The 8,846-nt window shown below is 60.8% G+C and carries 17 protein-coding genes; all 17 read left to right on the top strand.

The features are described 5' to 3' along the window. Nucleotides 1-123, top strand: a 123-nt coding sequence (locus OJB03_RS10105) for an EF-Tu C-terminal domain-related protein (protein ID WP_480919093.1), incomplete at its 5' end; no start/stop codon positions are given. An 82-nt stretch (nucleotides 124-205) separates the two neighbouring features. Then, nucleotides 206-517, top strand: a complete 312-nt coding sequence (gene rpsJ, locus OJB03_RS10100; protein WP_263787033.1) for a 30S ribosomal protein S10 — start codon at nucleotides 206-208, stop codon at nucleotides 515-517. Nucleotides 518-1,079: 562 nt separating this feature from the next. Next, nucleotides 1,080-1,706, top strand: coding sequence for a 50S ribosomal protein L3 (gene rplC / locus OJB03_RS10095; protein WP_263787032.1), 627 nt, complete (start codon nucleotides 1,080-1,082; stop codon nucleotides 1,704-1,706). A 72-nt stretch (nucleotides 1,707-1,778) separates the two neighbouring features. After that, on the top strand, nucleotides 1,779-2,426 hold the full coding sequence (gene rplD / locus OJB03_RS10090) for a 50S ribosomal protein L4 (protein WP_263787031.1): 648 nt from the start codon (nucleotides 1,779-1,781) through the stop codon (nucleotides 2,424-2,426). Between the two features lie 57 nt (nucleotides 2,427-2,483). Continuing rightward, entirely contained in the window at nucleotides 2,484-2,783 is a 300-nt protein-coding gene (gene rplW, locus OJB03_RS10085; protein WP_263787029.1) for a 50S ribosomal protein L23, read from the top strand. A 52-nt stretch (nucleotides 2,784-2,835) separates the two neighbouring features. After that, the gene (gene rplB / locus OJB03_RS10080; protein ID WP_263787028.1) at nucleotides 2,836-3,687 is read left to right on the top strand and encodes a 50S ribosomal protein L2; all 852 of its coding nucleotides are present in this window, start codon (nucleotides 2,836-2,838) and stop codon (nucleotides 3,685-3,687) included. Nucleotides 3,688-3,762: 75 nt separating this feature from the next. Further along, complete coding sequence (rpsS, locus tag OJB03_RS10075; protein ID WP_263787026.1) at nucleotides 3,763-4,056, top strand: 30S ribosomal protein S19; 294 nt, start codon at nucleotides 3,763-3,765, stop codon at nucleotides 4,054-4,056. Nucleotides 4,057-4,143: 87 nt separating this feature from the next. Further along, the gene (rplV, locus tag OJB03_RS10070; protein WP_263787023.1) at nucleotides 4,144-4,509 is read left to right on the top strand and encodes a 50S ribosomal protein L22; all 366 of its coding nucleotides are present in this window, start codon (nucleotides 4,144-4,146) and stop codon (nucleotides 4,507-4,509) included. A 61-nt stretch (nucleotides 4,510-4,570) separates the two neighbouring features. Next, complete coding sequence (gene rpsC / locus OJB03_RS10065; RefSeq protein ID WP_011403801.1) at nucleotides 4,571-5,281, top strand: 30S ribosomal protein S3; 711 nt, start codon at nucleotides 4,571-4,573, stop codon at nucleotides 5,279-5,281. Between the two features lie 60 nt (nucleotides 5,282-5,341). Then, on the top strand, nucleotides 5,342-5,779 hold the full coding sequence (gene rplP / locus OJB03_RS10060; RefSeq protein WP_263787015.1) for a 50S ribosomal protein L16: 438 nt from the start codon (nucleotides 5,342-5,344) through the stop codon (nucleotides 5,777-5,779). A 47-nt stretch (nucleotides 5,780-5,826) separates the two neighbouring features. Continuing rightward, a complete protein-coding gene (gene rpmC, locus OJB03_RS10055) occupies nucleotides 5,827-6,036 on the top strand; it encodes a 50S ribosomal protein L29 (protein ID WP_043552137.1) in 210 nt (69 codons plus the stop codon). Between the two features lie 59 nt (nucleotides 6,037-6,095). Continuing rightward, nucleotides 6,096-6,404, top strand: a complete 309-nt coding sequence (gene rpsQ, locus OJB03_RS10050; RefSeq protein WP_263787010.1) for a 30S ribosomal protein S17 — start codon at nucleotides 6,096-6,098, stop codon at nucleotides 6,402-6,404. Nucleotides 6,405-6,487: 83 nt separating this feature from the next. Then, nucleotides 6,488-6,856, top strand: coding sequence for a 50S ribosomal protein L14 (gene rplN, locus OJB03_RS10045; protein ID WP_263787008.1), 369 nt, complete (start codon nucleotides 6,488-6,490; stop codon nucleotides 6,854-6,856). A gap of 53 nt (nucleotides 6,857-6,909) precedes the next feature. Continuing rightward, nucleotides 6,910-7,281, top strand: coding sequence for a 50S ribosomal protein L24 (gene rplX, locus OJB03_RS10040; protein WP_263787005.1), 372 nt, complete (start codon nucleotides 6,910-6,912; stop codon nucleotides 7,279-7,281). 133 nt (nucleotides 7,282-7,414) lie between these two features. After that, nucleotides 7,415-7,990: a 50S ribosomal protein L5 gene (rplE, locus tag OJB03_RS10035; protein WP_263787002.1), complete on the top strand. Its 576-nt coding sequence runs from the start codon at nucleotides 7,415-7,417 to the stop codon at nucleotides 7,988-7,990. A 75-nt stretch (nucleotides 7,991-8,065) separates the two neighbouring features. Further along, nucleotides 8,066-8,335 carry a 30S ribosomal protein S14 gene (gene rpsN, locus OJB03_RS10030; RefSeq protein WP_208426835.1) on the top strand — a complete coding sequence of 90 codons (270 nt, stop codon included), beginning with the start codon at nucleotides 8,066-8,068 and terminating at the stop codon, nucleotides 8,333-8,335. Nucleotides 8,336-8,427: 92 nt separating this feature from the next. Beyond that, nucleotides 8,428-8,829 (top strand): 30S ribosomal protein S8, encoded by a 402-nt coding sequence (gene rpsH, locus OJB03_RS10025; RefSeq protein ID WP_263786997.1) that lies wholly within the window; start codon nucleotides 8,428-8,430, stop codon nucleotides 8,827-8,829. Nucleotides 8,830-8,846: the final 17 nt, after the last annotated feature.

Raw genomic sequence — 8,846 nt, 5'->3', positions numbered from 1 at the left:
GACAACGCGACGTTTGAGGGGAGCTTGATTGAGCCGGTGGCCCTGGAGGAGGGGCTTCGGTTTGCGATTCGGGAGGGCGGGCACACGGTCGGCGCCGGCGTGGTGACCGATATCCTGGACTAAGATTCTTGCGGCTTCAGGAGGTCGGCGAGAGCGTCTGCCTCCTGTTCGCCAACACTCTGCATTCGAAAACCGATACGGACACATGGCTGCGCAGCAGGACATACGGATCAAGCTCAAGTCGTACGATCACACGCTGATCGACAAGAGTGCGGAGAAAATCATCCGCACGGTCAAGTCGACCGGTGCGGTTGTGAGTGGTCCAGTGCCACTGCCAACCGAAAAGAAGATCTACACCGTTCTGCGAGGGCCGCACGTGGACAAGAGGAGCCGCGAACAGTTTGAGCGGCGCCACCACAAGCGTCTCATCGATATCCTTTCGTCAAGCAGCGACACGGTGGATTCGCTCATGCAGCTCGAGCTGCCCAGTGGCGTAGACGTGGAGATTAAGGTGTGACGCCACTGAGCCCCTCTCGCCCAGCGCTTTTCGGAATTGCCGGAGCGCTTCTCTGCGCCGGAGGACTCCTGCTCGTCGGCTGTGACGGATCGGGTTCCAAGCAGGCCTCGCTCTATGAGCGCCTGACAAACACGGGCCCCTGGACGATCGGGCGCCTGGAAGGTAGCGGGTTTGACTTTGAAAGTCGGCTCGATCGTCGCTACCCTCGTGGAATCGAAATTGTATTCCACGAGGGCGACGAAACTCGAACATACGAAATCCGGAGCCAGCGACCTGACGGTTTGGACAGTACAGTCACCCGAGGGCCTGTGAGGCTTTTCAGAGACAACTCGCTCCAGATGGCCTCCGGGTTCGAGGGACAAGGCTCAGTGACTTGGCGATACAGTTTTCCGACAACAAGTCGGGCAATTTTTGAGGTACGACGCGGCTCTGAGAACTTCCTGAACGTGTTGTTTTCGGAGAGCAATCGCACCCCGGATCTGAAAATGACCCTAGTGGCCGGTGAGGATTGAGGCCGAAGACTTTCCAACGACGGATATACCATTGCACGGAGACCAGATTTATGAGTAGCGGACTGATCGGAAAGAAAGTCGGGATGACCAGCGTCTTCGACGACGAGGGCAACAACGTGGCCTGTACGGTCGTGGAGGCGGGGCCCAATGTCGTGACGCAGGTGAAGTCGGAGAGCCGCGATGGATACAGCGCGGTGCAGCTCGGCTTCGACAACGTGAAAGAGAAGAACGTGACGCAGGCCATGCTGGGCCACTTTGAGAAGGCTGGATGCCCGCCTAAGCGCACGCTCTGCGAGTTCCGTGACTTCGGCGAGGATGTGAGCCTTGGCGACGTCCTGCACGTCGAGGATGTTTTCGACGAGGAAGAGCGAATCGATGTGGCTGGCATCTCGAAGGGAAAAGGCTTTCAGGGTGTGGTGAAGCGACACGGCTTCAGTGGCGTTGGCATGATGACCCACGGCCAGTCGGATCGTCAGCGTCACCCAGGGTCGATCGGTGCCTCGGCGGATCCCTCGCGCGTCTTCAAAGGTGTGCGCATGGCGGGCCAGACCGGAAGTGAGCGCGCCAAGGTTCAAAATCTCCGCGTGGTCCGGATACTTGGGGACCAGAACGCCATCCTCATCAACGGCTCCGTGCCGGGACCTAAGAGCGAATACGTAGAGCTGTACAAGAAATAGAAGTCGTGGAATTCTGGACATCCGTTCCAGTTTCCGCATCGATGCACTGCAAACTGTTGAGGCCACGAACCCATGGACGTTGAGATCTACCAAGAAGACGGGGTAGAGTCGGGAGAAACCGCCGACCTCGACCCGACGGTCTTCGACATTGAGCCGAATGATCACATCATTTGGCTGGACGTGAAGCGCATTCAGGCCCATCAGCGACAGGGCACCAGCAAGACCAAAGAGCGGGGCGAAGTGCGAGGATCTGGTCGAAAGCTCTATCGCCAGAAGGGAACAGGGAACGCCCGGGTTGGCGATGCGCAGTCGCCCATCCGCCGGGGCGGAGGACGGGCCCACGGGGCTCGGCCTCGTGATTACGCCCACGATCTAAACCAGAAAGAGAAGCGCCTGGCCCGGCGATCGGCCCTTTCGTATAAGGCCGCGAACGACAACATCCGGGTGACTGAAAACTTCTCGATGGATCGGCCTGACACGCGGGGGCTCACAGACCTCTTCGAACTTTTGGGCGTGGAGGGACAGGACATCCTGCTTGCAACCACCGAGGTGGAGCGTGAGATCTATTTGAGCTCCCAGAACCTTCCGGACGTGAACGTGCAGGAGGTCCAAAGCATCAACACAGTCGACATCCTGGACGCCGACGTCGTTCTGCTCCAGGAGGGTGCGCTCGACTGGCTCACGGGTGTCCTCTCGACCGAAGAGGCCGTGCCGGCGTAGCGCCCGCTCTCTCTACTGACTCTCCCTGTTGCACTCCCCAACGAGTAGCGTTGACCCATGAGCAAACGCGTACTGATTCGCCCCTACGTGACCGAGAAGACCACCCAGCAGATGCAGGAGGGCAAGTACTCCTTCATGTGCGGGCTCGACGCCACGAAGATCGAAATCCGGAGGGCGGTAGAGAACCGCTACGAGGGCGTTGAGGTCGAGGATGTTCGGACCCAGGTCGTCCCGGGGAAGCGCCGTCGCCAGTTCCGCGACGGAAACATGATTGAGGGCCGGACCTCTGGCTTCAAGAAAGCCATTGTGGCCCTAGACCCGGACGGCGAGCAGATTGATTTCTTCGAGGGCATTTGAGCGCCCTCGCCTGAGCTTATACAACCCTTTGAACCGCTGACAACCCAGCGCCATGTCGATTAAGAAGAGAAAGCCGACCATAAATAGCCAGCGCCAGTATTCGGTGGACGACAAGGAGGACGTCACCACCACCGACCCGGAGCGCAGCCTGCTGGAGCCGCTCTCGAACAGCGGGGGCCGCAACAACCAGGGCCGCATGACGATGCGCTACCGAGGGGGCGGCCACAAGCGCCGCTACCGCAAGATTGACTTCAAGCGGCGCGACAAGGACGGCATTCCGGCTGCGGTGAAGACCATCGAGTACGACCCCAACCGTTCGGCCCGCATTTCGCTGCTTGCCTACGCCGACGGAGAGAAGCGGTACATCATCACGCCTGACGGGCTGGAGGTCGGGGACACGGTGATGAATGGCCCCCAGGCGCAGGCTAAGGTCGGCAACTGCCTTCCGCTCACCAGCATCCCGCTGGGGACGAGGATCCACTGCGTCGAGATGACGCCGAAGAAGGGTGCTCAGATGATCCGCGCCGCGGGCACACACGCACAACTCACGGCCCGCGAGGGAGACTACGCGACCCTCGAGCTCCCGAGCGGCGAGACGCGGCTCGTGCCCTCGAAGTGCCGGGCAACCGTCGGCACGACGAGCAACGTCGAGCACGAAAACGTGGTGCTTGGCAAGGCCGGTCGAAGTCGGTGGCTTGGTCGCCGGCCCCGCACCCGCGGGGTGGCGATGAACCCCATCGATCACCCCATGGGCGGCGGTGAGGGCCTGAAGTCTGGAGGCCACCCCCGCTCCCGAGAGGGCGTCCCGGCGAAGGGGTACAAGACCCGCAAGCGCAACAAGGAGTCAAACAAGTATATCATTCGGCGCCGTACGGAGTCGAAGCAAGGAACCGGAGGCCAATAACCGCCCCGTTCCGCTGGGACCTTCGACCCCACTCGCGAGCCGCCTACACTCTCGGATTCAAATTCCCTCGACGACATGCCCCGCTCTCTACGGAAAGGCCCGTACGTATACTACAAGCTGCAGCGCAAGGTCGACGCGCTCAACGAGTCCGATGAAAAGAAGGTCATCAAGACCTGGAGCCGAGACTCCATTATTACGCCGGAGTTCGTCGGCCACACGTTCGCCGTTCACAACGGACACCAGTTCATCCCGGTGTACGTGACGGAGAACATGGTGGGGCACAAGCTCGGTGAGTTTGCCCCGACGCGCACATTTGAGGAGCACTCGCAGGCAAAGGTAGACCAACGGATCCGCAAGCCCGGCCAGTAGTGCCCGGCCAACGGCGCTGACTGGATTCCAGTGAGCGCTCCTTTGCCCCGCGCCCCCTGATTTTCCCCGCAAACCGCACGACGAGACATGCAAGCACGAGCCGTCCGCAGGCACATTCGGAGCTCTCCCCTTAAGATGCGTCGCGTCATCAATTTGGTACGCGACCGGAGTGTGCCCGAGGCTGTCGCGATTCTGGATTACATGCCGCAGAAGGTGACCGGCGTTGTTGAGAAGACGATCCGCTCCGCCGTCTATAACCTGATGGACCAGAACGACGAGCGCTTCGACGAGGGGGCATTGAAGCTGAAAGAGATTCAGGCCGACGAAGGGCCTACATTTCAGCGTCACCAGGCCCGTGCTCGAGGGCGTGCGGCACCCATCCGCAAGCGCACGACTCACCTGAAGGTGGTCGTGGCGGTCGAAGAGGAGGAGGCTGAAGAGGCGACCGCGTAGCCCAAACGCCGCTTTCAACATTACACGTTGCTCTCTGAACTAACACACGAGGTACACACCCGTGGGCCAGAAAACACACCCCATAGGCTTTCGCCTCGGCGCCATCCGTGGTTGGGACTCCAACTGGTACTCTGAGACCAACTTCCAGGACAAGCTCGTCGAGGACGAGGAACTGCGCCGCTACCTGCACACGCGCCTCAAGCGCGCCGGCCTCAGCCGAGCCGTCATTGAGCGCACGCCGGAGCGGGTCATCCTGACCCTCCACACGAGTCGCCCGGGCGTTGTTATCGGCCGGGGCGGGTCCGAGGTTGAGAAGCTGAAGGGGGAGCTCGAGACCCTTACGGGGAAAGACATCCAGATTAACATCAGCGAGATTAAGCGTCCGGAGCTCGACGCCACGCTGGTGGCGAAAAATATCGTGCAGCAACTGGAGGGGCGAATTTCCTTCCGGCGGGCCATGAAGCAGGCCATGCAGGCCGCCATGCGGATGGGCGCCGAGGGCGTGCGCATCCGTGCCGCCGGGCGTCTGGGTGGGGCAGAAATGGGACGCACCGAGGAGTACATGGAGGGACGCGTTCCGCTCCACACGATTCGTGCGGATATTGACTTCGCCCAGGAGACCGCCCTTACAATCTACGGCACGATCGGCGTGAAGGTCTGGATCCACCGCGGTGAGATCCTCGGCAAGCCGGACCTGAGCCCCAACGTGCAGGCGCAGCAGCGCAAGATGAAGGAGTCGCCGCAGCAGCGCCGCCAGCGCCGTGGGGGCTGACAACCTACGCCGCTGATTCCCCCTTCTTGAACCGACCACACGCACCCGCTTTTACGACCCATGCTTGAGCCCAAAAATACAAAACACCGGAAGGTCCAGCGCAATCAGGGCCTGAAGCGGAACAAGTACGCCGTGAAGGGCACCCGCCTCAGCTTTGGCGACTACGGCCTGAAGTCCCTCGAGGAGGGTGAGGTCAACAGCCGCCAACTTGAGGCGGCCCGTGTGGCAATTAACCGCTACCTGAAGCGAGACGGGAAGGTATGGATTCGCGTGTTTCCGGACAAGCCCAAGACCAAGACCCCGGCGGAGACGCGGATGGGGAAGGGCAAGGGGGAGCCCGAGCAGTTCGTCGCGCCGGTCCAGCCGGGAAACGTCATCTTCGAAGTGGGGGGCGGCGCCGACGAGGAGGCGGCACGTGAAGCCCTGCGCCTGGGCAAGCACAAGCTTCCGATCAAAACAAAATTTGTGGTCCGTCCGGGCTCTCGCGCCGAGGAGTAGGTTCTTGCGTGCGTGTTCGGGACCGTTCACCTAAGCCATTCAGACTGATGGATGCCGACCAGATTCGAGATCTTAGCATCGCGGAAATTGAGACGCGGATTGACGAGGAGGAAGAAGAGCTGGAAGAGCTTCAGTTCCAGCATGCCATTCGGGGGCGCTTGGAAAACCCGATGCTCCTCCGCACCAAGCGTCGTCTCATCGCCCGCCTAAAGACGATTCGCAACGAGAAGCAGGCGGTCGAGGAAGAGCCCGCGTAGCCGCCCTGGCGCACCCGCCGATGCACCCATTCAGACGATCAAATTGCCGATAGGGTATTATGGAGCAGACTGAGAACAACACCGACACGCACACGGACGACCACGACGAGGCTCTCGACCGCAACGACCGCAAGGAACGCATTGGGGTTGTCGAATCGGCCAAGATGGACAAGACTATCACCGTGTCCGTCCGCCGTCAGATGAAGCACCCGATGTATGGAAAGTACCTGGAACGGTCTTCCACCTTCATGGCCCACGACGAAGACGACGAGGCCAGCGAGGGGGACACGGTCCAGATTATGGAGACGCGCCCCATTAGCAAGAACAAGCGATGGCGTCTCGTCGACATCGTTGAGCGGGCCAAGTAGCGCCCGCACCCTTCGCTGGCGGTCCGGAGTCCTCCGGCCTCCACGTGGCCTTTTAACTTCGAACACTGACCTGGACGACACCCATGATTCAACAAGAGACGCGACTCAACGTGGCCGATAACAGCGGGGCCAAGGAAGCATTGTGCATCCGCGTGCTCGGCAGTAGCGGACGCCGCTACGCGGGCATCGGAGACCAGATTGTGGTTTCCGTCAAGTCGGCCATCCCGAGTGGAGAGATCAACAAGGGCGACGTGAGCCGGGCCGTTGTGGTGCGGGCCGCCAAGGAGACGCGCCGCGACGACGGCACCTACATTCGCTTCGACGAGAACGCGGCCGTGCTCATCAACCAGGAAGAGGAGCCGGTGGGGACGCGCGTCTTTGGGCCCGTGGCCCGGGAGGTCCGCGAGAAGCAGTTCATGCGCATTGTATCCCTCGCCCCCGAGGTGCTGTAGACCCGTCGGGGCACCCCGGTTGCACTTGCGAACCAACATTTACCACGAAGCTCATGGCTCAAAACAAGCTACACGTCAAGCAGGGCGACATGGTCATGCTTAACAAGACCGTCACGTCCGCCAAATCTGCCGGCGAAGACCGGGAGTCCGGTTACGTGGGGAAGGTTCTAAAGGTATTTCCCGACGAGCGACGGGTGATTGTGGAAGGCGTGAACGTACGCGTTTTCCACGAAAAGCCGAGCCGGTCCAACCGAGAGGGCGGGCGTACCGAGCGGGAAGCCCCGATTCACGTCTCCAACGTCAACCCGATCGACAGCAACGGAGACGCCACGCGGATCGGGCGGAAAAAGGTAGAGGATCCGGACACCGGACGGTCCCGCTGGGTGCGATACGCCAAAACGACGGGCGAAGAGCTCGACGACTAGTCCGACGCGCTGCACGGCGTGAATCGCCCGTGCAGCAGGAACTCCGCTTGTGCATCATCGATTTTCAACGTCTGCGGTCGCCAAGCTACTTTGGGTGCCGCGGCGCGAATTCTGAGCTTTCACTCCTTGAGCTATGGCCGACGCTCCGCGACTTCAAACACAATACCAAGACGAGGTCCGTCCATCACTGACGGATCAGTTCGGGTACGAGAACCCGATGGAGGTGCCCCGCCTCGAGAAGATCTGCATCAACCGCGGGGTTGGAGAGGTCTCGGAGAACCAGAAGGTCCTCGATCAGGCCGTGGAAGAGATGCGGAAGATCACGGGTCAGCAACCGACCATCCGGCGTGCGAAGCGAAGCATTGCAAGCTTCGACGTGCGGGAGGGAATGCCCGTTGGGGTGAAGGTGACGCTCCGTGAGGCTCGGATGTACGAGTTCTTTGACCGGCTCGTCACGCTCGCCCTTCCCAACATTCGCGACTTCAGGGGCGTGCCTGATCGAAGCTTCGACGGCCACGGCAACTACACACTTGGCGTTGACGAACAGATCATCTTCCCGGAGATCGACGTGGACAACGTCGATCGCATCGACGGCATGGACGTCACGTTCGTGACCGATGCGGAGACCGACGAGGAGTCCTACGCGCTTCTCAAGGGACTCGGCATGCCGTTCGTCCGGCGTGGAGACGAAGAGCCAGCCGAGGCGTAGTGGCAACTGGCGTTCTGGCGACGCCCTCCGTGCGCGCTTAGATCTATATTAGGACAGATTCTACACACCGACGATATGGCCAAGAAGAGCTGGATTGCCCGCGAAGAAAAGCGGGAGAGACTCTACGAGAAACACAAGGAGGAGCGACGGCGGCTCAAAGAGGAGGAGAAGTGGGTAGAGCTGCAAAAGCTTCCACGGGACTCCAGTCCCGTTCGCCAGAACAACCGATGCAAGCTTTGCGGACGGCAGCGCGGGTACCTGCGCAAGTTCGGCGTTTGCCGAATCTGCTTCCGCGAGCTTGCCCTTGAAGGCAAGATTCCGGGCATCCGGAAATCGAGCTGGTAGTCGCTGCCCCCCCAGGTTGCGAGCACAGCCAGAGCGATCCCTTTCCTCTTGGCCCCCGAGTCCACTTCCGAACCGACGATTCGACGCCCGAAATGAGTGGTATTTCCGACCCCGTCTCAAACTACATGGCCCAACTCCGCAATGCGCAGGAGGCGGAGCAGACCTACGTGGATATTCCGGCTTCGAAGCTGAAGCGGGCCATGACCCAGATTCTCCTTGAAAAGGGGTTCATCAAGAACTTCGTCAACATCGACGATGAGAAGCAGGGCCTGCTCCGGGTATACCTGAAGTACGACGAATACGACCAGCCGGCCATTCGGATGCTGGAGCGTGTTTCGCGTCCGGGCCGCCGCGAGTATGCGGACTCGGACAACCTGCCGGAGGTGAAAAACGGTCTCGGCATCGTCATCTTGTCGACCTCCCGAGGGGTAATGAGTGATAAGGAAGCCCGCCGGTTTGGTGTGGGCGGCGAAGTGCTGGCCAAGGTCTTTTAATCACGACCTCGCATTCA

It is taken from the genome of Salinibacter grassmerensis (genome assembly GCF_947077765.1).
Taxonomy (GTDB): Bacteria; Bacteroidota; Rhodothermia; order Rhodothermales; family Salinibacteraceae; genus Salinibacter; species Salinibacter grassmerensis.
Note: the sequence above shows the minus strand (reverse complement) of the source record. Positions and strands in the feature narration are given on the sequence as shown.